We start from the raw sequence: 24,732 nt of genomic DNA on the forward strand, positions 1-24,732 counted from the left end.
TTAAATTTGTATTTTCCTATTTTTATAAACTGTTTGGTTAGAAAGTTGTTTTATATTTGTGAATATTTTTGATTGATACCCATTAAACGAACATTTATTTTTTTAAAAAAAAACCCCATAAATTGGCACCTTTTTTGACAAAAATTGAACGGTAAGAAATAAAAGATCATGTTAAAAAAAATATCAGCTTTCCTTTTTTTGGGATTATTCATTTATAGTTGTGCTACCGTACCACTAAGTGGAAGAAGGCAATTGAGTATTGTAAGCAATGCGGAGGTATTGCCCTTATCTTATGATCAGTATGGGCAGGTGATGAAAGAAAGCAAGGTGGTAACCAATTCGGCCAAGGGTAAGCAGGTGGTCAATGTGGGAAGACGGATTGCTGATGCGGTAGAAAAATACCTGGATGACAATGGGCATCCTGAAATCACTGATGGTTTTGCCTGGGAATTTAATTTACTGGAAAGTGATCAGGTGAATGCCTGGTGCATGCCTGGAGGTAAGGTAGCGTTTTACACGGGTATATTGCCTATCTGTCAGGATGAGACCGGTATTGCGGTGGTCATGGGACATGAAGTTGCTCATGCCATAGCGAATCATGCCAGGGAGAGAATGTCTCAGGGAATGGTAGCCAATGGCCTTATGGGTGGAGTTCAGGCCGCAATGGGTGAGAACCCCAACCTGACCCAAACCATCTTCCTACAAGCCGTTGGTTTTGGTGGCCAGGTAGGAATGTTGAAATTTTCCAGGGATCAGGAACTGGAAGCAGATCAATTGGGACTTATTTTTATGGCCATGGCGGGTTACGATCCCAGAGAAGCCCCAGCATTCTGGCAAAGGATGAATGCGCAATCTGAGGGATCAAGACCTCCCGAATTTCTTTCCACACACCCGGGGCCTGAAAGAAGGATTGACCAGCTGAATGAACAAATGAACGATGCCTTAAAATACTACGAAAACCAATAAATTTATTGCCTTAATGTCGCAATTGAATCACCTGTTCCTTTTGGTCCAGGTGCAGGGTGATTGCGGGAACAGCTTTGCAGATTTGAAAGGCATGATCCCCCATAGGTAGGGGGTCGTATTCCGAAATTTCATCCAAAAATGCCACGTTGTTTGGTTCCAATTTTTGTTCTTGTCCATCGATGATCAGGTGCTGTTCGGAAAATCCATGGAAATATATTTTAGCTTTTGAAAAAGAGCTCTGGAATTCACCGGTAGCTTCTCCGATCACAAGGGTCCCATGGTCATGGTCCATCTGAATCGTTCTCGAAATGTATCCATTAGCCTGATAGTCATAGCTTATGCCATCATCCTCATAAAGGCTCTGGGCGTGGGTGCCTGTTCCTTTGTAAATATGTATTTTTAACCTGCCGTCATGTTTATCTGCTGCATGTTGATTGGCGGACTGCATGAGCAGTATGGATCCTGCAGCTACAAATACCGGCAGGTAATTCAAGGGGCAATCCCAATAAATTTCCTGTTCCCCTTTTAATTTTTTACCCGAAAAAAAATGGTACCAATTACCTGCCGGCAGGTAAATTTTGGTGATGCTTTTATAGCTTTCTACCGGAGCGATCAATAATGCATCGCAAAATAAATACTGATTTTCAAAAGTGCCATGATACACCTTGTCATCAAATGGGTATACCAATGCCAGACTTTTGGCGACCGGTAAACCTGTTTGGCTGGATTGATGGAAGGCAGTATAGATTGTTGGCATCAGTTTGTACCTCAGGCGAATGTAATTTCTGGCTATGGCCTCTACTTCCTCCCCAAAGGACCAGGGCTCCGAAGCATGGCTATTGATCATGGTATGGGCCCGGAATAGGGGACAAAATGCAGCTATGCTGATCCATCTGGCGAAAAGATCAGGCGAACAATGGCCCACAAAACCGCCAATATCGTACCCTGCAAAGGGTACGCCGCTTAGTCCAAGACTGTTGACCAGCCTTATTCCGGCCAGCATGTGCTCATCACTGGACACATTATCACCGGTCCATACGGCTGCATGACGTTGCACACCGGCAAACCCGGACCTTGTCAAAACGAAGGGTCTTGATCCGGGATTTTGTTTTTTTTGACCCTCGGAAGTACATCTGGCCATTTGCAGGCCATATACATTTCGGCTTTTTTTATGATTGCCTCCGGCTCCCTCGTAGTCAAACTGCACCAGATTGGGAACGGTTTGGCCCCAGGTGGCGGGTTCGTTCATATCGGTCCAGAACCCATCCACGCCCAGGTCTGTGTAAAACTTTAATTTTTCCGCCCACCAATCCCTTGTTTGGGCAAGGGTAAAGTCAGGAAAGGCACACCAGCCCGGCCAAACCTGTCCCTGGTAAATTTCCCCATCAGGATAAGTGAGAAATAGCTTTTTAGATTTTCCTTCCTGGTAAGGAGTGTAGGCTTCATCCACCTTAATTCCCGGATCCAGGATCACCACTATTTTAAACCCCATTTTCTTTAGCTCCCGGATCATGGATGCCGGGTCAGGGAAGTTAATTGCGTCAAAGGTAAATACCTTGTATTTCTCCATATGGTGGATGTCCAGATAGATTACATCTGCCGGAATCCCCTTGTCCCTGAAAGTTTGTCCAAGCCGGATCACCTCTTTATCCGGATAATAGGAATACCTGCATTGCTGGTAACCCAATGCCCATTTTTGGGGAAGTTCCGGCCTTCCTGTCAATGCTGTATAGGCGGTAATAATCTCAGAAATGTATTGATCATGGAAAAAATAATAATCCAAATCCCCATCTTCCGCAGAAAAGTATGCATAGCGGTTGTTCCCTGCCCCAAAATTGAAGGTTGTCTTGTGGGTATTGTCAAAAAATATACCATAGCTCAGGCCATGATGCAAACCCATATAAAATGGTATGGAAAGGTACAAGGGGTCGTCCCCTGTGCCGTAGGCAAAGTGATCTGTATTCCAGTGGGTGTAGGTTTGCCCAAACCGGTTTAAACCTCCTGTTTTCTCACCCAATCCAATGAATTTCTCCCATTCCTGAAGTTTTTTATAATTGCTGACTTCCGTTCCCAACCAATGAATGCCATAATTGGGGTCGTCTTCACTGATAACCTCTCCTGAGGGATTTTTAAAGGTCAGGGAGAAATTTTCCTTCCTGATCAACAGGTGAATTTTAGTAGTTTTTAATATCAGGAAAGCGTCTGTCTCTTCAAAAGTAAACGCATTTTCTGTTGCCCTCGCTACTACTGAATAAGGATTGGCCTGAAAGGTTTTTTTTAAACTTACCTGAATTCTAAAAGTATTTTCTGCATAAATCTGAATATAGAATATACCGTTTGCAGTTTGTCCGGAAATACCTGTGGGTGTCAGCCGGAAGTTTTTCAGTTTTCCAGGTACCGTGGGGTAAGCATCGTTTTTTTGCATGTTGTAGGCCAAGTTTTTTTCAATTTAAGCAGGAATATCAGGATTCAAAAGCAGGATCAGACTCCTGCCAAATGTTTTATCGGAAGGTTAACTTTTGATCCAGTGCAGTCTGGTATTTTTATTTTTGATAGCATGATTAAAATCATATGAAGTAGTTTGAAAGATAACTCCTGTTTCAGTAACTTGTATTGGTGAAAATAGCATTTTTGCTTTTGGTAATTGTCCACGGCTTGATCCATTTACTGGGGTTCATCAAAGCGGTTGATTGGGTTCAAATAAAAGATTTTCCTATTGAGGTTTCAAAAGGCTCGGGATACCTATGGCTCACAGCCGCTTTGTTCTTTTTGATTTTTGCTCTCAGCTATTTTCTGGAATGGAAATACAGCTGGTATATTGGCCTGGCCGCTGTTTTGGTTTCTCAGGTTTTGATCATCATGTACTGGAAGGAGGCCAAATTCGGTTCTGTGCCAAACCTGATCATTTTGATCCTGACCTTGATTGCCTGGATGAATACCCGCTTTGATGCAAAAGTGGAGAAAGAATTGGGGTTATTGTTTGCGTCTCAAACCAATGAAAAGGCTATGCCCCATGCTTCCATGGATGCGTTGCCTGCTGCTGTTCAACTTTGGTTAAAAAATTCAGGGGCATCAGCACAAACAGGGCCTCAAAAAGTCAGGGTAGATCAGGCATTTCAGTTGAAATTGAAGCCCGAACAAAATGACTGGTACCGGGGGAAAGCGGTGCAGTATTTTAATCCTGTTCGTCCCGGTTTCCTATGGTACCTGGACCTGAACATCCTGGAATGGGTAAATATCCGGGCCAGGGATTTGTATTTGGACGGAAAGGGAGAAATGCTGATTAAACTTTGGTCATTAATTCCAATGGTCAATGAAAAAAATAATCCGAAGATAGATGAGGGTACCCTTCAACGTTTCCTGGGAGAAATGGTATGGTTTCCCTGGATGGCAAAAAGCCCTTATATCACATGGGAATCAGTGGGAGAAAACAAAGCTGAAGCCTACATCCAATTCCAGGGTGTGGAGGCATCTGGTACCTTTACTTTTGATCAGGAGGGTAAGTTCCGGCAATTCCAGACCGAAAGATTTATGGGAGGGGATGAAAATGCCAAACGCTATCCCTGGATAATAATTGCCCAGGACCATGCCATCCACCAGGGGATTGAAATACCAACCTTGTGTGAGGCATCATGGATACTGGATGATGGACCCTGGAAATGGGCCATCATCGAAATTCTATCCGTTGATTATGAAGGCGGCTAAGGCTTCGTTTCCCTTTTTACCAAATAGGCTTTAGCGGTTTTTCTTTCGCTGGCATCGACTTCCAGGGTTTTTAAGCCTTTATCCGCTGGAATTTTGATTTTGATGATTTTAAAATCCGTGTAATTCCCCATGGGAGGTCCCGGAACAGGAGATTTTTCATAGGGCAGGTCTTTGGCCAGGAAAGTGGTAGTCGATACCTCAGGATTTACTGCCTCAAACTGCAGCGCATCATATTCCTGAAAATGAAAACTTTCATCCTTGGTTCGCTTCTCAAGCTCCAGATCACTTTGCGCCTGCACCTGAATAGAAAAAAAAGCAAGACAGCATATTAAGGTCATCAACTTCATATTCGTATTGGTTTTGGTTATAATGGTGGTTTAATGTAAGCAGGTTTATGATCAATTCCCAAAATATTGGATAGTATTTAGCAATTTATTTTTCATCCATCGGTTTCATTGATGGTTGGATGGTATAAAAAAAATATAAAAGGAATGGGTAAGGAAATCGAGTTCATTTTGGCTGAGGAGGATTTTATGCCATAATTCTGGCTAAATGCCGCCCCATTCCATTTATTTCCGGCCAGGGTTTTTCCTGGAGCGGGTAAGTGGTCGGTAAGAATAATAAATAAACAAGACACAAAAAGCGGTGCAGCAGGGCTTTTGGTTGGCTTTGCCGGTTTAGGAGTAGTTTAGTGATCACCGATTTAATGACAGGATTCCATTCAGGCCTATTTGATTTTTTCTTTGCAGTTCAAATATGATGCTGGTCAAAATGTAAGTATTATTGCTTAAATTTAACCTTGATCTTGTTTACTTGAGAAAGAAAAAATGAAATTTTTTAAGCCTCAAAAAACGCCTGAATATATCTCAATAAGGATAACTTTCTTTTTCCTGCTTGTATTTTACCTGTCTGTGCCTTCCATCGCACAAGAGCAAGCCCTGCGGGTATATATGGACAAGGACAGTAGTTCCTATGCCGGCGTAAGGCTTACTGGGCAGCTATGGATGCGTTTCAATGAGAATAACCCGGGTACCCTGATCAATGGTCAGGCCGCTTCATCATTTTTCGACATTTCCATCAGGAGGGTCCGTTTTCAGACCTATGCCAGGATCAGGGATAAAACCAATATTACCATGACCCTGGGGCAGAATAACATCAATTACCTTACCGCTCGTTCAGGGGAGATTCGTCTCCTGGACTTTTATGTAGATCACCGCTTGCACGACTACCTGTCGGTAGGAGGAGGTCAATCCGGGTGGAATGGTACCTCCCGATATGCTTCTCCGCTGACCAGCCGCCTGCTCACCCTGGATGTGGCTCCATTTATGATACCTACGGTCAACCAAACAGATAATGTATTGAGAAAATTAAGTGCCTATGTCAAGGGACAGGTGGGTAAATGGGATTACAGGTGGGTATTTAGCCGGCCTTATGCCCCGGTAGAGCATACAGGCATTTCTTCCAATTCAACTTTTGCCAATGTCAAACCCGGCATGCAAGCTGCTTTTTACCTGAAATACCAGTTTTTTGAAAAAGAAAGCTTCCATTCTCCATTTCACAGTGGCACCTATGATGGCAGCAAGAAGATTTTAGCTTTGGGGATGGGCTTCGAGAGGCAAAACAAGGCCATGTGGCACCTGAATGCCGCCTCAGATACGGTAACCACTCCTATAAGCCTGCTGGCTGTAGATCTTTTTGGGGAATTTCCTTTACCCAAAGACAGGGCCTGGACCTTTTATACGGGATATTTTTATTATGATTTCGGCCCCAATTACCTGCGCGTCATAGGGTTCAACAACGTGGGAAGGGGGGTAAATGAACTGGGGACATTTAATGGATCCGGCAATGCCTGGCCTGCCATTGGAACAGGGCATACCGCCTACTTTCAAGGGGGGTATTTGTGGCAAATTCCCGACAGAAAAGAGAAAATCCAACCTTTCATTTCGGGGCAATATTCCCGGTACCAGCGATTGGATGATCAGGTAAGCTATTTTGAAGGGGGGATAAACTTATTATTGAACGGACAGGCGTCAAAAATTACCCTGGCCTATCAAAACAGACCGGTCTTTGATTTTTCCGGGGAAGGCCGGCTGATTAGGGCTAGCAGACGAAGTGCCTTTGTTTTGCAATACCAGTTGCGTTTGGAGTAAGAATTCTTTTGTAAAAACATCCTGATGGCCAGGGCACAGGACCCGGCCATCAGTTATACACCCTATTCCTTTACCCACTCATTGTCTTCCCTATTGATATCTGCCAACCTTTGAGAGGGATCGATGCTAATGCTTTTGACCCCTGAAAGCGGCTTATCTAGCAGGATTTCTGTTGTCCTATGGGTCCAGGGCCATTTTTGGGTATGGGTTCTTTTGGCAAAACCTTCCTCTTCGGCCTTTTCTCCCCGCATCATGGTTAAGGGCAGGTAGATGCTTTCCTGATGGCCATCCTCATGAGTGACCAGTAGATCTATGGGCATGGGCATCAAACCCTTCCTTTGCAGGGTGATTTTGGTTTTGCCATTTGCTTCTTCTACCCCTGTTATGGCATAATCTATGGTTTTGGTGGTGTAAACCCAATATTCCTTGAACCAATCCAGCTCCAAACCACTGGCCTTTTCAATGACCCGGGTAATATCGTTGGCATTGGGCTGTCTGAATTTCCACTGATCCCAATAGTTCAGCATGGCCTGATCCCGGACCTCTTCACCGATGATATAGCCCATTTGGGATAAAAAGAGGGCTCCCTTGGAATAAGCCGCCGCCCCATAGGCGGTGTTGGTATGAAAATGATCGGCATGGGTGGACATTGGCTCTTCCAGGCCGGACTTTGCCAGCCGCTCATAGCTGACATAAGCACCTCTTTGTGGATATCCGGAGGGTTCTTCTGAAAAAATGGCTGCCATGCAGCGGTTACTGGCGAAGGTGGTAAAACCCTCATCCATCCAGGGATAAAGCGATTCGTTGGAGCCCAAAACCCCCTGAAACCAACTGTGGGCCAATTCATGCACCATGACTCCTACCAAACTTCCAAGAGACCTGTGCCCGGTAATCAGGGTGGACATGGGGTATTCCATTCCGCCGTCTCCGCCTTGTATCACCGAATATTGCTGGTAGGGATATTGACCGTAATTTTCACTAAAGAATTCCATCGCCCTGGGCGTATATTCCTTTAGTTGTGACCAGTTTTCTTCTGTCTTTGAGTTTTTGATGTACAGGTGGTGGATGGTGATCCCATTTTCCATATCTATTTTGTCATGCGTAAAATCAGGATCGGCGGCCCACATGAAATCATGGACCTGCGGTGCATAAAAATGCCAGGTTAGTTTGGAGGCCTCAGTTCGCCTTACCGTTTCTCCGGCAGCCTCATAGCCATGCCCAATTTCATTGGCGTTTTGCAGGTACCCGGTTCCCCCTAATACATAGTCCTTATCAATGGTGATTTTAACATCAAAATCGCCAAAGGTACCATAGAATTCCCGGCCAATATAGGGGTTGGCATGCCATCCCTGCTCATCATAATTGGCCATCTTGGGGTACCACTGCGCCATGGAGTACCTGACCCCTTCGGCATTATCGCGACCTGCCCTTCTTACCTGTAAAGGTACCTGGGCTTCAAACTCCGTGTCAAAAATCACCGTACTGTTGGGGAGTATAGGCTCGGGTAAGGTTACCTCCAGAATGGTACCCACCTCTTCCATGGATACCTTATTGCCATTCATGTGCATGCCTTTGACCGACATGTATCCGATTTCGTCAGGACCTAAATTTGATATCCTATCACCTACTCTTCTGTCTGGATCGGCGATGGTCCTGGACCTTTCATCCATCATGCTATTGGGTTGAAAGGCATTGTAGTAGAGGTGGAAAAATACTTTATGTAAGGTATCCGGAGAGTGATTGGAATAAGCGATGGTTTGCTGGCCCTGATATTGATTGGCCCTTACATCCATATCTATGGACATCTGGTAGCTGATGGACTGCTGCCAGCGGCTGCCCTGGGCTTGGATAAGCTGCTGGTTAAATCCGGACATGATCAGGGTCCAAACTAAAAAGAAGGTGATTTTTCTCATGTGTTGTTTTGTTTTGGGCGTAAAATAAAGCAAATAAAGGTAGCAGACAAACCGTTTTTCACAACAGGTTGTTTTGAATCTAAAAGCCCTGATTGTTTTGGCTCGTAAATTTTTAGTTTTTTAAAGTTTACCCTGGAATGATTTGAACCAGGACCAGTGGAAAGGAGTTGCTAGAGAGAAATGGTCATTTATTGGAGGTTATATGCAAGTTATTTATGAATCATAAGAAAGCTTTTTGGGGTTTGGCATTGGCGGGAGCTGTCAGCTTGTTTTTTATATTTACCTGGCAGGGACTCACTTTTAATTATAACTTCGAAAACTTTTTTCAGGAGAGTGATCCTGACTTGGATTTTTACCGGGAATACAGGGAAAAGTTTGAGAATGACAACGATTACCTGTTGATTGCTTTGGGCAATGCCCCAGATATTTTTGACAGCCTTTTCCTGGAGCAATCACTTCAGCTGAAAAAGCAGATAAGGGAACTGGAAGCCGTTCAGGAAGTGGCCTCCCTCATGGATCTGGATGAACCCCTGATAGGACCCTTTGGTGTCCGCTTCCGGCCGCTGATGGATTGGTCTACCTCCGAAGATTTAAAGAAAACAGCTCAAAGGCTTTCCGCTGACGATTGGTGGAAAGGGAGCCTCATGGATACAAAATCCAATTACTTGTTGCTTGTGGTAAAGAACCAACAGTTGATCAGCAAGGAAGAAGGGGACAGGCTGTTTGGTGACATCAAAGAGTTGCTTCAGCAATCCGGAATAGGGGATTATAAAGTGGCCGGGAAAATAAAGGCACAGGGAACTTTCGTAAGCCTGCTTCAGGAAGAATTTGCTTTTTTCTTTCTCCTGGCCATCATTTTGGTGTTGCTTTTACTTTGGGTGTTGTACCGGATTTGGTGGGCGGTAGTCCTTCCCCTTGTGATCATTTTAGTAGGAATTTTTTGGACCCTTTCATTTTTACTGCTTACAGGAGGGGAGCTGGACGTCATGCTGGTGATGCAGCCTCCCATTCTGATGGTAATCGGTCTGAGTGGGCTGGTGCATCTCTTAAATCATTACCAGGGCCTGATCAGGAAGGGGCTGCCAAAGGAAGAAGCGGTATCCCAGGTTTTTGAGGAACTGACTTTCCCCATATTTTTAACAGCATCTACCACGGCATTGGGGTTTATTTCCCTGTATTTCACCGATGTATACAGCTTGAAATGGTTTGGTTTGTATACGGGCTTGGGTGTGTTATTCATGTTTGTTTCCCTGATGAGCCTTTTACCCCTGGCGTTGTATACCTTTTCACCACTGGGGGCCTCTCAAAAGCAAATTTGGGCCAACAGATGGGAAAATCTCCTGGGCATACTCTACGAATGGATTTTGGCTAACAAGAAAGGAATAACGGTACTATTTATCGGTACCAGTCTATTGGCAGGTTATTTTATGTCTCAGGTTAAAACCAATGGTTACATCCTGGATAGCTTACCCGATGATCACCCTTTAATGGAAGACTTTCGCTTTTTTGATGAAAATTTTTCCGGCTCCAAGCCCTTGGAAATTTACCTGGAGGTGGGAAGTGAGGTGCCTGATATGTTCGATTACCGGGTGCTGGAGGAAATGAATGAATTGGAAGCATTCATCAAAACCAATTATCAAACCGATCATGTGCTTTCCCCGCTTATCCTGATCAAAAGCATCAACAAGGCAAAAAACGGGGGCAATCCCAAGGCTTTTCGATTGCCTTCGGAACTGGCCTACCAAAGCATGGACCGGCTGCGGGATCAGTTTATAAAAGAACGGGACCTGGGTGTATGGACCGAAGACCTGAAATCAGGTAGAATGAGTGCCCGGATGGCCGATCTGGGGAGCTTTAAAGGGCAGCAATTGCATCAAAACCTGGCTTCCTTTGTGGAAAAAAATATAGACCGGGAGCTGCTGAGGGTCAGGTTGACGGGCACCTCCTTTCTGATAGATAAAAGTCATGCACAAGTAACAAATAAGGTCTTTGAGGGCTTGGGCTTTGCTTTTTTGCTGGTGGCTTTTATTGTCGGCTTGCTGTATAAATCCTGGCGCATAGCCTTTCTGGTTTTACTTCCCAATATCGTTCCTTTGGTTTGGATTGGGGGAGCCATGTATTGGTTCGGTATAGATTTCAAATTGTCTACCTCCATAGTTTTTGCCATCGCTTTTGGTATAGCGGTAGATGACAGTATACATTTTATGTCCAACCTGCGTTTGCAGATGACTCAGGGGAATGTGCTGGAAAAAGCCATGCGATTGACATTTATGACAACAGGCAAGGCCATCATATTGACCACGTTTATCCTCTCCTCAGGGTTTTTGGTGTTGGTTTTAAGTGACCTGGAAATCCCCTGGTTTACCGGGTTTTTGGTTAGTCTTTCCTTATTTTTTGCCTTACTGGCCGATTTATTTTGGCTTCCGGTCTTGTTACTTCCGCTAAAGAAGCTGCTAAATGCCAAAGTTATTGGCCCTATTCCGGAAAAGCAAAAACAGCAGAGATAGGGTAATGGTCTGAATAATCCACTTCTCTGTGGGTATTGAATTGTAAAACTTTCAAAACCTGGTTAAAAAAAATATTGTCTATGCGCAGAAAGAACAGTACCCGATTGTAAGTGAAACCAAAGCCCCTGCCCATTTGTTCGAAACCATTCTCCAAGATCTCCCTGAGGCTAAAATAGGTGTAACTGTAGGGTAAATCATTGAAATCTCCCGCCAAAATGACAGGATGCGGGCTGTTTTTTATATGTTCCTTCAGTATTTCGGTCTGTGTTGCCCTCATCTGAATGCCTTGCTTTAGTTTCCGAATCGTGCCCCTGTACTGGTTTTTGATCCCTTGCAGGTTGTCCAGGTCTGCTGCCCGTATATTCATGGATTCCAAATGGGTGTTGTAAATCCTGATCGTGTCCTGTCGGATAATGAGGTCGGCAAACATGGCCCCGTTGTTTTTTCTATTGTCAAAAACCTTCCCGCTGTTGATAATTGGGAACCTGCTGAAAATGGCCATGCCATAGGATCTCTTTCTCGGGTTGCCATCCACCGTTAAGAATGAATGCTCATATTCTCCATCATTTCCAATGATTTTCAAGGCATTTCTTGAGGGAGTAGTGAAATCCTGATAGAATTCCTGGAAGCATTTGATATCGGAAGGATTTTCTTTGGCCCATTGTATGGAATTCAAGATCCGGTCCTCCCTTCCCGATTCCCAATTATTGTTAAAGAGCATCACATTATAACTCAACAAGGAAAAGCCTTCTGTCTCCGTATCAGGTACATTCCACTGAAAGGTTACCAGGAAAAATTTCCAGCCAATAAGCAATGCCATAATGGGGAAAATAATCAATTTTATCCTGCCAAAAAGTAGGAGGGCAAGGAGAAATAGATTCAATAAAACAAAAACGGGTATCAAAAGAGACAATAATCCGGTATAGTCCCAGTTGGCAGGGGAAATATGGACACTAAAAAAAAGCAGGATGGAAATGAAAAAGATGGGGATGATGATAAAACGCATAGGCTTGCTGTATATGATTTGTAAATTTAAAAAAAACAACCGTTCGTTTACAAAGATATTTTTTTTGACAGCCATTTCTAGTATTTCTCTCAGAATTGAAGGCCATCCAGGTTGATTTCTCCCAAATCGCATGTCCTCCCATACCGGTTGACTGTTTCATCCAGTTAAAATATGGAAAATGTCGGCTGCCAATAAAAAGTTAATGGATTAATAAAGTGAAATGCAGCTGGGCAGGTAAAAAAAAATATATAAATTAGGGTTTAATTTAAACCAAAAAACTATGCGAAAAATTGCCAGAAACTTTTACAGCTTATTTGTCATGATGCTGATCGTTTTCAATTGGTCCTGTTCCGGCAATTCATCAGATTCTTCAGGTTCGGAACAGGAAATGGTAACAGAAGCTGCCCCTGAAGAGGAGCGGGCAAGTCCCCTGAAAACTATTTCCGGAGAAATTGGCGATAAGAGCATTGCGGTGCAATATGGATCTCCTGGCATAAAAGACAGGTTGATATGGGGAGACCTGGTCCCTTACGGAGAGGTATGGAGGACCGGAGCCAATGAAGCCACTTTTATCAGCCTGGAAGAGGATGTACTGGTAGAGGGGGAGCCGTTAAAGGCAGGTAAATATTCACTTTTCACAATCCCCAGAGAAAATGAACCCTGGACCGTAATTTTCAATTCGGAATGGGACCTGGAGCATGGACACTTTCAATACAAGGAAGAAAACGATGTACTGAGAGTAACTGTAAATCCGGAATGGGTAGATAATGATCAGGAATGGCTTTCAATTGCCATTGTTCCCGAAGGACTCGAAGTAAAATGGGAAAAATTGGTTTTAGCCATCTCCATTGAATGAAATACATCGCCTTCTTTTTTTCACTGACTTTTTCCCTGCTGGTAGCGGTGGGACTGTCCATCAACCTGGCCAGCCTTCCTCCTTTGGCCAGTATTTTTGATCCTTTCAAGGGATTTTGGCAGAATGCCTACAGTGAGGACAGGAATCCCGAGGCATCCATTTTCCTGGAGGGACTGTCCCAACCTGTGGAGGTGGTTTTCGATGATAACCTGATTCCTCATATTTTTGCCGAATCGGAAAAGGACCTGTATAAGGTTCAGGGTTATGTGACCGCAGCTCACAGGCTCTGGCAGATGGAATTTCAGGTATTGGCAGCTGAAGGAAGGCTATCCGAAATTGTCGGTGAGATGGCCCTGCCCCGTGATAGGGAAATGAGGAGGAAAGGGCTGGGCTTTGGTGCCCGGAATAAATTGAAATATTTGCAGGAAGAGGACCCAGAGACCCTGGCCATGATTCAGGCTTACGCCGATGGTGTAAATGCCTACATCAGGGGACTTTCAGCTGCTCAACTTCCCATAGAATATAAATTGTTGGATTACCGGCCTGAACCCTGGAGTCCCTATAAATCACTGGTTTTTTTGATGAATATGGCGGAAATATTATCCGGAGATCAGGATTTTGCCTATACCAATACCAGGAATCTTTTTGGAGACTCCTGGATAGAAAATTTGTTTCCGGAAACTCCCGCTGACCTGGTACCGGTAGTTGCCCATGAGCAGTGGGATTTTACTCCGGAAGAAGTCATCAGGCCAGATGTGAGCTATCCTGATTCGGGTTTTTACGAGCAGGTTTTACCGGGCAAAGAACCTGGATATGGGTCCAACAATTGGGCAGTCTCGGGCGATAAAACAGCCAGTGGTTTCCCGATTTTGGCAAACGATCCCCATCTGGCCCTCAACCTGCCTTCCCTGTGGTATGCCATTCAATTGAGTACCCCGGAATATACCGTAAAAGGGGCCAGCCTGCCAGGAGCAGTAGGTGTAATTTCAGGTTTCAATGAAAACATTGCCTGGGGCATCACCAATGCCGATCGGGATGTAAAGGACTGGTATAAAATTAAGTTTAGAGATGATAGCAGGGCCGAGTACCTTTATAATGGACAGTGGATTAAAAGCAACATGCAGCTGGATACCATCCGGGTAAAGGGCAGGAATGATTTTATCGATACCGTAGTGTACACCCATTATGGGCCTGTGGTCTATGACCGGAATTTTCTACTGGAAGGAAAGCCGGTTGATTTCGCACTCAAATGGACAGCACATGACCCCTCAAATGAGCAGCGGACTTTTCTGGACTTGAACCGCGCCGGCAATTACCAGGAATACCTGGAGGCCATCTCTCACTTTGCTGCACCTGCCCAGAATTTTGCCTTTGCCTCCAGGGAGGGGGATATAGCCATGACGATTCAGGGAAAATTTCCCCTTAAGTGGCCCGGACAGGGTAAATACCTGATGGATGGTAGTAAGTCGGCTTTCGAATGGCAGGGTTTTATTCCCAATGCCCATAATGCAAGGGAAATCAATCCGGAAAAGGGTTTCGTTACCTCTGCCAACCAACACCCGGTTTCACCGAATTATCCCTACTATGTGTTTTCTGATCAATATGAATATTATAGAAACAGGAGGATTCATCAACAGCTAAGCGAAGGAGAGGAGATCAGCACATCAGATATGATGCAACTGCAGCTGGACAATTATGACCTGCATGCCGCTGAAACCCTGCCTTACCTGCTGGATAATTTAGACAGTACCTGGCAAAGGGGAGCCGGGGGCCAATGGGTACGGGAATTGGAAGATTGGGATTATTTTGCCGATGCAGACCAGGCAGGGCCTGCCCTTTTTCAGTCCTGGTGGCAGCACCTCCAACAATCTTTGTTTGATTCCTGGGAGACTAATGGCTTGCCCATTGTTTATCCTTCCAAATACTCCCTTTCCCGGCTTTTGCAAGATGAACCATTGGGCCGGTGGTTTGATGACCCGGCAACTACAGCAAAGGAAACGGCCGCACATTGGGTAAGCAAGGGTTTTGAAGGCATGAGTCAGGAAATGGATACCTTTCTGTCCACCAATGATTCCCTTACCTGGGCTGGGTATAAAAACACAAGGTTGGACCACCTGATCCCCAACCTTACACCTTTTGGTAAGGACGCACGGGTAGGAGGGGGAAAGAACATCGTTAATGCCAGCAGTTCTGACTGGGGGCCAGGTTGGCGCATGGTAGTGGCATTGGGGCCGGAAATCAAGGCTTTCGGGATCTATCCGGGAGGTCAATCAGGAAATCCGGGCAGCAAATTTTATCACAACATGGTCAGTAAATGGAAAAATGGAGACTATATATCCATAGATTTGAGGGCACGTACAGGCGATGACAATGTTCTTTTTACAACCACTTTTAACCCTGATTGAATGAAATTTTTTTTCCACCTCTTGATCAATGCTTTGCTGGCTTATACGCTTGGGTCCTACCTGCCGTATTGGGTGTTGATGATCATCATTGCTTTGGTTGCTATCTGGATAAAAGGCCCGGCTTTCCTGGCTTTTTTCGCAGGGGCCCTAGGAGTGGCTTTGGTTTGGCTGGTCATGCCTTTGGTGATTTGGTCTGTGACAGGCTCCTCCCTACCCGAAAAATTTGCCCAAATCCTGGAGATTTCCAACAGCTCCCTGTTGGTGGGAATTTCGGCTTTAATGGGTTTTTTGATAGGCGGTTCTAGTGCCCTGACAGGAAACCTCCTGGGGAAATTATTCTCAAAAAACCATATTTATTAAATTCGGAAAATTGCCTGATAGAAATAGTCTAAAGCCGTTTTTGGTTTTTATTTCTATGCTTTTTAACTAAATTAGAACGATTTTACGTCCTACAAGTAACCTACAGCGTACTCTTTTTATCATTAACCAACAGTCGGATATGTCAAAAACAATCATAGTTTCCAATCGCTTACCCGTGAGTTTACAACATAAAAACGGAAAATTTGAATTCAAACCCAGTGCAGGAGGCTTGGCTACCGGGTTGGGTTCCATCTATAAGGAAGGAGAAAATATATGGATTGGCTGGCCGGGAAACGATGTGGAAGATGAAAGTCAGCGGTTGGAAATCACAGAGGAATTGAAGAAATTAAAAATGGCTCCTGTTTTTTTGACTAAAAAAGATGTGGAGCTTTACTATGAAGGCTTTAGTAATGAAACCATCTGGCCTGCCTTTCATTATTTCACCCAGTACATCAATTATGAGGATGAATACTGGGAAGCCTATTGTCAGGTAAATCAGAAGTTTTGTGACGCCATTCTGACCAATGCCAATGATGAGGATACCATTTGGGTCCACGATTACCAGTTATTGCTGCTTCCCATGATGCTGAGAAACAAGCTCCCCAAGGCCACTATCGCCTTTTTTCAGCACATCCCTTTTCCATCCTATGAGATCATCCGCATGCTGCCCTGGAGAAGGGAGATGCTGGAAGGTATGGTAGGTTCTGATTTAATTGGCTTTCATACCTATGATGACATGAGGCACTTTCTCAGTGCGGTAGGGCGTATTCTGGGGCACTCCAATGAAAGCGGGTTTATCCAGGCAGATAACAGGCTGATCAACGTGGATGCTTTCCCCATGGGGATTGATTATGATAAATTTGCCAGTGCTGCCGCCAGCAAAAAGACCCTGAATCACGTAAAAAAATTCAAAGAAATGCTTGGTGATCAAAAGTTACTGATCACCATTGACCGACTGGACTATTCCAAGGGGATACCGCAGCGGATCAAAGCATTTGACCAGCTCCTGGAAGACCATCCGGAATACCACGGAAAGGTGTCCATGATCATGGTGGTGGTGCCTTCCAGGGATAGGGTCAAGTCTTATCAGGCGTTGAAGGAAGAAATAGACACCCTGGTTGGGAGCATCAACAGTAAATTTTCCACACTCAATTGGGTGCCTGTTCATTATTTCTACCGTAGTTTTCCTTTCAATGAACTGAGTGCCTTTTATGCCATGTCTGACATCGCCCTGGTGACACCCCTGAGAGATGGTATGAACCTGGTATGTAAAGAATTTGTGGCCAGCAAAACTCATAAACAGGGTGTGCTGATCCTTTCAGAAATGGCCGGTGCCAGTAAGGAACTGGTAGATGCCATTCTGGTCAACCCCAATGACCAGGAAGGAGTTAAAAATGCCATCGTGGAGGCCCTGTCCATGGATGAGGAAGAGCAGGAGCTGCGCATCAGTTCCATGCAGTCCAGCCTGAAAAAATACGATATTTTCCAATGGGTCAAGGTATTTATGGACAGGCTCAAACATGTGAAGGAAAGACAGACAGACCTGGAATCCAAAGCCATGGACAATAAAATCAGGGAGCAGTTGGTCCGGGCCTTTAAGACAGCCAGCAAGCCGATAGTTTTTCTGGACTATGACGGCACCCTGGTAGGCTTTAAAAGTCGACCTCAGGATGCTTTTCCTGATGAAGAGTTGAAATCACTGATTAAAACCTTATCTGATTTGTGTCAGGTAGTGATCATCAGCGGCAGGGACAAGGAAACCCTGGGTAAATGGTTTAAAGGTCAGCAGGTGGACATGATTGCCGAGCATGGCGTCTGGCTCAAAAAGAAGGACCAGAAAGAAGATTGGATACTCTATGCCGATGTAGATGACAGCTGGAAGGAAGATATCAGGCAGGTCATGGAATACTATGTCTTGCGTACTCCTGGTGCCTTTATAGAGGAAAAACATCATTCGCTGGTCTGGCATTACCGGAAGGTAGAAAGCGGATTGGGTGACCTCAGGATGAGGGAGCTTTTCAGTCACCTGAAATACATGGCGAGAGGCCATAACCTGCAAGTGCTGGAAGGTAACATGGTATTGGAAATAAAGCGGCCTGATATCAATAAGGGAAGGGCGGCCCTGGCCATGATGCGTGGAGAGGATTACGATTTTATCATGGCCCTGGGGGATGACTGGACGGATGAGGATACGTTTAAGGCCATGCCCAAAAGCGCCTACACCATCCGCGTTGGCTATACCTATACCCAGGCCAATTATAATATCAAAAACCCCAAAGAAGTAAGGGTTTTATTAAATAATCTTATCAATTAAAGTCAGAACAAAAGGTAATCCTCAAAGGATTGCCTTTTGTGTCAAACCCGAAAATAATCCCCTTGCCAATCTGTAATGGATTTTTTAATCTGTTTGGGACTGAGGTTTTCTTTGATGGCTCTTTCGATTAAGGGAATCAATTCTTTGCTTCCCGCAAACCGGAGCGCAATGATTTGTCCCATTTTTAGTTTCTTTTCCTGCTGCACAAAGGTTTTGCCGGTAAGTTGAAAATACCTGAGCCGCATTTCCAGGCGAATGATTCTGTTTTGGTTTTTTATCGCATAGATCCGGGACATGATGGGCATTAAGAAAAGTATCAGGGAGGCCAGTGTGTAGAACAGGGCTTGGGATAGGTCTCCCCCAAAGGCATATGACTCAGCGAGGTTCCAGAAGGACCAGGACAATAAGATCAGGGTCAAAGGGGTAATGACGTAATGATGAAAAGGGTAATACCTGCTGTGGTTTTTATATTGTTGCATTTAAATTATTCTGCCGCTGCAGGCATTTCATTTTTTGGTATCAGGTTAAGAATGTGTTGTCCATTGTCCTTGTAGGTTTCCTCATTCAGGGAGTAAAAATAGGCTCCCTTTTTGGAGGAGGATTTGTCTTTTTCATTTTTCTTCTTCAGGATATTGCTGGACAAGATTTTCCGGGTAAAGTTTCTCTTGTCAATTTTCATGTCAAAAAGCCCTTCATATAAGGCCTGAAGCTGGGGAAGGGTAAATTTTTCCGGAAGCAACTCAAAGAGGATAGGATGCATGGAGGCTTTGTACCTGAGTCTGCAAAGGGCCATCTCCACCATTTCTTCGTGGTCAAATATCAACTGAGGTAAATCATTCATCAGGAACCAGCGCACATGAAAATCCTCATTGATCTGTTTTTCGTACTTTTCTATGTCTATCAATGCCATGTACACCACGCCTACTACCCTTTCTACAGGATCCCGGTCAGGATGGCTGAAGGTATGCATTTGCTCCAGGTAGACATTTTCCAACCCAGTCAACTGTTTTAAAATCCGGTTGGCTGCTTCATCAAGTGTCTCCCTGGGCTGGAGAAATCCTCCCATCAGACTCCACTTTTCTTTTTCCGGCGCAAAACCTCTTTGCACCATTAATAATTTATAGTCTTTACCATCAAACCCGAAAACTATACAATCCACGGCTACCAAAACCCTGGTCTGACTGGAATATTTAATCATTTTTAACCTATTATTTTATGGGGTTTATTACTCTTTACTGTTTATGCTATTTAAATACTTTCTTTTTTCGAAAAAGACCAGGATAAAAAGATCAAATAAATGGGTATTATGTGAATGGCCCCATTCAATCGATTTTTCCTGCATTTAAGTTTACTTATTTTTTTTCAATCGTCAATGATACATTTAAAAAAAGTCCGGAAATTTTCCTTTAACCATGGGGAATTATAACCGTAACGCCAGCTCATCAGTCTTCACCAATAATGGGTAGGGGCTTCCCAAACGGGATATGACTTATCTTAAGGATAAGGGAATGCTTATCAAATGGGTTTAAAAGGGGTGTAAATTTATATTTTCTGTTCTTAAATTGTTTACAATGCTTTCATAAAAAACTTTCATTATAAAATTAATAAAAATATTTATAGATTATTTTTTATTATAAATTATTTTTTTTAGCATTAGGATAAAATGGGGTTCTTCCAAATTACCAAATCTGATTTCTATATGATAAAGGATTGCCTGATAAAAATGAACAGATGATAAGTAAATCAAAATTTGATGAATTAGTATTCTGATCCTTTTTCGGAGGGGTAACGGGGAAATAACCTGAGATCAATTAATCAATAAAACCTAAACGATTATGAGAAAATTGTTACATCGCTTGAGGCCCTCAAGTGTTAATCTGAGTATGATGAGCCTGATGCTTTTGTTATTGAGCGCAGGAATGACACCGGCAATTGCTTCATCAGAGGAAAAAGTTGCCTTTACGGCTTCGGAGAAACGGCTGATAGATGTTTCCGGAACCATCGTTGATCAAAGCGGAGAACCCATGCCGGGGGTTAGTGTATTGGTGCAGGGAACTACTACAGGGACTGTTTCAGATTTGGAGGGAAACTATTCCATAGCCGTGCCGGATGGCGGAGCTTTGGTGTTTTCATTTATTGGCTTTAAAAGCCAGGTCATTCAGGTAGGCGATCAGTCTCAAATCAATGTCACCATGGAAGAGGATGCCAGGGCATTGGATGAGGTAGTGGTCGTGGGCTATGGTACCTTGAAAAAGTCTGATTTAACCGGTTCCGTGGGCTCGGTAAAGGGGGATAAACTGATTGACCGCTCACAGCCCAATGCAGTCAAATCATTACAGGGAAGAATTGCCGGGGTGGAAGTGTTGAATAACCAGAATTCTCCCGGAGCATCGGCCAGGATACGGATAAGGGGGATCAACTCCATCAATTCCGGTGTAAACCCTTTGTTTGTAATTGACGGGGTGATTGGTGCGGACCTGAACATGATCAACCCTGCAGACATCGAGTCTGTTGAAGTATTGAAAGATGCTTCCTCGGCAGCCATATACGGTGCCAGAGGCGCCAACGGGGTCATCATGATCACCACCAAAAGGGGAGAAAAAAACCTGAACCAAATCAGCTACGATAGCTTTGTTTCCCTTTCCCAAAGGGCAAACAGTGTCAAAACTCTGAATTCCAGTCAGTTTATGGAGATTTATAACAGGGCCTTTGACAATGCGGCCAAATATGATCCCCAGGGCTTTGCTCAGGGCAGGTACCAAAGGGCAGATCCGGCAGATTATCCCGAATTGTTTAATGCCAATGGGCAACCGATTTATGATACCAATTGGGAAGATGAAATTTACAACAATGCCTGGGCGCAAAACCACAACCTGGCCTTCAGAGGAGGTTCTAATACTACTTCCTATAATGTATCCCTGGGGTATACCAACGAAGATGGGATCATGATGAACTCTGGCTTTGAGCGCTTTACCGGTAAAATTGCATTGGATTCTGACATCAAACCCTGGCTGACAGTTGGCGGTAGTATTCTGGGGACCAAGAGCAGCAGAAGGGTGGTAGATGATGCCAATGGCGCCTTGAATGTGGCCCGGATGACGGCAGAAGCCCTGCCCATTATTCCCTTGAGGTATCCGGATGGGCGCTGGGGATCAAATGCAGACTGGCCAGGTACCGAAGGTGGTGAGAACCCGGTAAACATTGCCCGAAACCGGTACACCGACGCCAATCTGTCCCAGATGTATGCCGATTTTTATATGAACTTTAAAATCACCGAAGAACTGGAATTCCGCTCTACTTTCAGTACCATTTTTGATACCAGAAAAAATAATTTTTACTCATCCAGAAACCTTCGCCTGTTATCTGCAGACCAGAGAGGGGTAGCCAATGTGGCCACCACTAGCCGGCTGTATTGGCAAAATGAAAATTTCCTGACCTGGAACAAATCCATTGGGGAACGACACCGAATCAACGGTATGTTCGGGTTTAGCTGGCAAAAAGATCAATTTGAAGACCTGAGCGTGAGAAGTGAAGGCTTCATTGATGATTTTTTCCAATGGAGAAATATCAGGGCAGGTAATATCATTCCCATTTCCGGAATCAATGGCAATGTGGGCGAAGCTGGTCTGAACTCCTACTTTTCAAGGTGGAATTATACCCTGGATGACAAATACCTGCTGACGGTTACAGGTAGGTATGATGGTTCCTCCCGTTTTGGCCGAAACAACAAATATGCTTTCTTCCCCTCTATAGGTCTGGGTTGGAATTTGTCTGAAGAGGGTTTTATGGACGGCCTCAGCAGTATTAATAAATTGAAATTAAGGGGAAGTGCCGGTTCTACCGGAAACCAGGAAATCGGAAATTTCAACTCCCTTCAGTTTCTGGGAACCTTCAATGTATTGAAGGCTTCAGGAAATGAAATCGGTATTTCCCAAACCTCCTTTGGTAATCCGGACCTGTTGTGGGAGTCCACCGATCAGTTTGACTTTGGGGTGGAATTGGGGCTTTTCAACAGCCGCCTGATTATGGAAGCGGATCTCTATTACAAGAAGACAAAAAATTTACTGTTGAACGCGCCTCTTCCCTGGTCTACCGGTTTTTCTTCTGTGCTCCAAAACATCGGATCCGTTGAGAATAAGGGACTGGAACTAACCTTCAATACGGTAAACATAGAGAAAGGCGATTTTATGTGGACCACGGATCTGAACTGGTCTACCAACAGCAATAAAATCCTTAGCCTGGGGGCGAATGATGCCGATATCTTTCCCGGGCCCTGGTTTTTAGGCCAAACGAATATCCTGAGAGTAGGGGAGCCTATTGGCTCCATATGGGGCAGGGTTCGCCTTGGAACCTGGAATCAGGACCAGGCCGATCAGGCGGCAGAATATGGCTTACTGCCCGGAGATATCCGCTGGCAGGACCTGGATAACAATAACGTGATCAATGCCAATGACTCTGACATCATCGGCAGGATGTACCCCAAATGGGTGGGTAATATCACCAATAGCTTCCAATACAGGGATTTTGACTTGTCCTTTGAATTCAGGGCCGTTCAGGGAATGGATGTGATCAATGCCACCCTGCATTCTGTGGAGGACCGGCAGACCCTGGCCAACAGCTATGCCACGGTATTGGATGCCTGGCGCCCGGACAATCAGGATGCTATGGTGGCGGAAGTCAGGGCCTGGGGAACGCCCTACCTGACCAATATGGATACCCATTGGATGGAGGATGGCTCTTTTGTAAGGTTGCAAAACCTGATGCTGGGTTATTCGGTACCTGCCGGGATTTTATCAAAATACAACATCGCCAAAGCCCGGTTTTTCCTCAGTGGTCAGAACCTGTTGCTATTCACCGAATATACCGGCTATGATCCTGAAGTAAACACTTTTGAAGGAGCGGGACAATTGCCCCAGGGCCTGGACTTTTTTCCCTTTGCCAGGCCCCGGACCTACAGTGCTGGTGTGAATATTTCCTTTTAATCAAAACTGCTTAAGAAAATGAAAAAAATAATAAATTATTGCTTTACTGTTCTGATCGCCATAGGACTGCATTCCTGTGATGCATTTCTGGAAGAAAATCCCGGAACACTGACCACCCAGGCGGACTTATCCAGTCCCGAAGCAGCCCGGGCATTTGTCACCAGTATTTATGCCAATTTAAATGTAGTTGTCACCGGTTCCGGGGGCTGGGGAGGAAATACCCTCTCCCTTCTGGAATTTATGTCTGGCAAAGCCGATGGTGTGCCACAGACAGAAGCGTTTAGGTTTAATCAATTGACCTATGACTCGCAGTCTTTTTATATTGACACCTATTGGAACGGGTTGTACCAGGGTATATTAAGGTGCAATGTAGCGCTGGAGCAGCTGCCACAGTTTTCCATACTGTCCGAACAGGAGCTTTCCGATTACCTGGCCGAGGTGAGAACCATGAGGGCCTTCTATTATTTTTACCTGGTACGCATGTATGGAGATGTCCCCATGATCAGCGAACCGGTAAGGGAATTGGCAGATGTGAACCGGCCCCGGGTGGCAGTGAAAACAATTTATGATGAAATCATCCTTCCGGATCTGCTGGCTGCAGAAAACTCCGGGTTGGCATGGAGAAGAAGCAATGGGGAAGTGTCCATGGGATTTATAAAGTCCCTGTTGGCGGATGTTTACCTCACCTATGCCGGTCATCCGGTAATGGGTGGCAATCAGGCGTATACGGAATCCGCCCTTCGCTCCAAAGAGGTGTTGGACCAAATGGGCACGGTTTATAACCTGTTTCCGGAATATACCGACATGATCAATCCGGAGAACAAAAATTCCGGGGAGTTCATTTTCCAGGTACAATTTGATAAGGTCAACCGGACCAATCCCCTTACCCCGGTATGTTTGCCCACTTTTGCAGGGATTTCGGTTTATTCCAATGAATTCGGTGGCCTGGTGCCCCGGCAGGAATTTGTAGAAAGCTTTGAAGCCGGAGACAAGCGGGTTCAGGAGAAACAATATTTCATCACCGAATACAAGGGGGAAACATTGGGAGGCCATTACATCTACAAATGGTTTGACCAGACGGCGGTAGATGAAGATGCCCGGTCTGAATTGAATTTTTCAGTATACAGGCTACCCGATGTCATGCTCATGTATGCAGAGGCATCCAACAGGGCGGAAGGCAGCCCCAACAGCCTGGCACTGGAAATGGTAAATGAAATCCGTGAAAGGGCTGAACTGGACCCGATATCCGGTATGGGCATGGAGGATTTTGAGGCTGAAGTATGGAATCAGCGTTATTTTGAACTATGCTTTGAAGGGAAAGCCTGGTTTGATATGTTGAGAACCAGAAAAGTCAGAAACGACCTGACCGGGGCCTACGATGATTTTGTAGGCCATACCAATGTGTTCAACAGTACTTTTGCAGAGAAAAACCTGCTTTTCCCCATCCCCCTGAGGGAGATGGATGTGAATGCGGAACTGGTTCAGAATCCGGGATTTTAATCATAGCCTAAAATCCGCAACATGTATTCAATGGATTTAAAAAGAGTAAAACCTGACAGGTTTGCGGA

General features: G+C 44.7%; 16 protein-coding genes. 10 read left to right on the forward strand and 6 right to left on the reverse strand.

The genetic code is table 11. The features are described 5' to 3' along the window. Positions 1-168 precede the first annotated feature (168 nt). Positions 169-966 (forward strand): M48 family metallopeptidase, encoded by a 798-nt coding sequence (locus tag GL182_RS18190; RefSeq protein WP_163381209.1) that lies wholly within the window; start codon positions 169-171, stop codon positions 964-966. Between the two features lie 10 nt (positions 967-976). On the opposite strand, the gene GL182_RS18195 is transcribed toward GL182_RS18190, so the two are convergent. Then, positions 977-3,391, reverse strand: a complete 2,415-nt coding sequence (locus GL182_RS18195; RefSeq protein WP_163381210.1) for a glycoside hydrolase family 31 protein — start codon at positions 3,389-3,391, stop codon at positions 977-979. 191 nt (positions 3,392-3,582) lie between these two features. On the opposite strand from GL182_RS18195, the gene GL182_RS18200 reads away from it, so the two are divergent. After that, on the forward strand, positions 3,583-4,671 hold the full coding sequence (locus GL182_RS18200) for a DUF6920 family protein (RefSeq protein WP_163381211.1): 1,089 nt from the start codon (positions 3,583-3,585) through the stop codon (positions 4,669-4,671). Here the strand turns inward: GL182_RS18200 and GL182_RS18205 are convergent. Then, a complete protein-coding gene (locus tag GL182_RS18205) occupies positions 4,668-5,018 on the reverse strand; it encodes a hypothetical protein (protein ID WP_163381212.1) in 351 nt (116 codons plus the stop codon). The two genes, GL182_RS18200 and GL182_RS18205, sit on opposite strands and share 4 nt — an antisense overlap. Positions 5,019-5,498: 480 nt before the next feature. On the opposite strand from GL182_RS18205, the gene GL182_RS18210 reads away from it, so the two are divergent. Beyond that, on the forward strand, positions 5,499-6,821 hold the full coding sequence (locus tag GL182_RS18210; RefSeq protein WP_163381213.1) for a hypothetical protein: 1,323 nt from the start codon (positions 5,499-5,501) through the stop codon (positions 6,819-6,821). Positions 6,822-6,883: 62 nt separating this feature from the next. On the opposite strand, the gene GL182_RS18215 is transcribed toward GL182_RS18210, so the two are convergent. Then, the gene (locus GL182_RS18215) at positions 6,884-8,734 is read right to left on the reverse strand and encodes a M1 family metallopeptidase (RefSeq protein ID WP_163381214.1); all 1,851 of its coding nucleotides are present in this window, start codon (positions 8,732-8,734) and stop codon (positions 6,884-6,886) included. A 215-nt stretch (positions 8,735-8,949) separates the two neighbouring features. Here GL182_RS18215 and GL182_RS18220 point away from each other — a divergent pair, with 215 nt between their 5' ends. Continuing rightward, positions 8,950-11,241, forward strand: coding sequence for an efflux RND transporter permease subunit (locus GL182_RS18220; RefSeq protein WP_163381215.1), 2,292 nt, complete (start codon positions 8,950-8,952; stop codon positions 11,239-11,241). Here GL182_RS18220 and GL182_RS18225 read toward each other — a convergent pair. Continuing rightward, positions 11,210-12,247 (reverse strand): endonuclease/exonuclease/phosphatase family protein, encoded by a 1,038-nt coding sequence (locus tag GL182_RS18225; RefSeq protein ID WP_163381216.1) that lies wholly within the window; start codon positions 12,245-12,247, stop codon positions 11,210-11,212. The genes GL182_RS18220 and GL182_RS18225 overlap by 32 nt on opposite strands. A gap of 280 nt (positions 12,248-12,527) precedes the next feature. Here GL182_RS18225 and GL182_RS18230 point away from each other — a divergent pair, with 280 nt between their 5' ends. From GL182_RS18230 to GL182_RS18245, 4 genes are all read left to right on the forward strand, one after another. Then, positions 12,528-13,103: a DUF2911 domain-containing protein gene (locus tag GL182_RS18230; protein WP_163381217.1), complete on the forward strand. Its 576-nt coding sequence runs from the start codon at positions 12,528-12,530 to the stop codon at positions 13,101-13,103. Continuing rightward, positions 13,100-15,508 carry a penicillin acylase family protein gene (locus GL182_RS18235; protein ID WP_163381218.1) on the forward strand — a complete coding sequence of 803 codons (2,409 nt, stop codon included), beginning with the start codon at positions 13,100-13,102 and terminating at the stop codon, positions 15,506-15,508. The genes GL182_RS18230 and GL182_RS18235 overlap by 4 nt, the downstream gene beginning before the upstream one ends. Continuing rightward, on the forward strand, positions 15,509-15,868 hold the full coding sequence (locus GL182_RS18240) for a hypothetical protein (RefSeq protein ID WP_163381219.1): 360 nt from the start codon (positions 15,509-15,511) through the stop codon (positions 15,866-15,868). A gap of 139 nt (positions 15,869-16,007) precedes the next feature. Further along, on the forward strand, positions 16,008-18,182 hold the full coding sequence (locus tag GL182_RS18245) for a bifunctional alpha,alpha-trehalose-phosphate synthase (UDP-forming)/trehalose-phosphatase (RefSeq protein ID WP_163381220.1): 2,175 nt from the start codon (positions 16,008-16,010) through the stop codon (positions 18,180-18,182). Between the two features lie 41 nt (positions 18,183-18,223). Here the strand turns inward: GL182_RS18245 and GL182_RS18250 are convergent, their stop codons facing one another. After that, the gene (locus GL182_RS18250; RefSeq protein WP_163381221.1) at positions 18,224-18,661 is read right to left on the reverse strand and encodes a DUF6526 family protein; all 438 of its coding nucleotides are present in this window, start codon (positions 18,659-18,661) and stop codon (positions 18,224-18,226) included. A gap of 5 nt (positions 18,662-18,666) precedes the next feature. Continuing rightward, complete coding sequence (locus GL182_RS18255) at positions 18,667-19,380, reverse strand: NUDIX hydrolase (RefSeq protein ID WP_163381222.1); 714 nt, start codon at positions 19,378-19,380, stop codon at positions 18,667-18,669. Between the two features lie 637 nt (positions 19,381-20,017). On the opposite strand from GL182_RS18255, the gene GL182_RS18260 reads away from it, so the two are divergent. Both GL182_RS18260 and GL182_RS18265 read left to right on the forward strand, forming a co-directional pair. After that, entirely contained in the window at positions 20,018-23,164 is a 3,147-nt protein-coding gene (locus tag GL182_RS18260) for a SusC/RagA family TonB-linked outer membrane protein (protein ID WP_240469882.1), read from the forward strand. Positions 23,165-23,182: 18 nt separating this feature from the next. Further along, complete coding sequence (locus tag GL182_RS18265; protein ID WP_163381223.1) at positions 23,183-24,664, forward strand: RagB/SusD family nutrient uptake outer membrane protein; 1,482 nt, start codon at positions 23,183-23,185, stop codon at positions 24,662-24,664. The last annotated feature ends 68 nt before the right edge of the window (positions 24,665-24,732 follow it).

Source organism: Cyclobacterium sp. SYSU L10401 (assembly GCF_010993705.1).
Lineage (GTDB): Bacteria > Bacteroidota > Bacteroidia > Cytophagales > Cyclobacteriaceae > Cyclobacterium.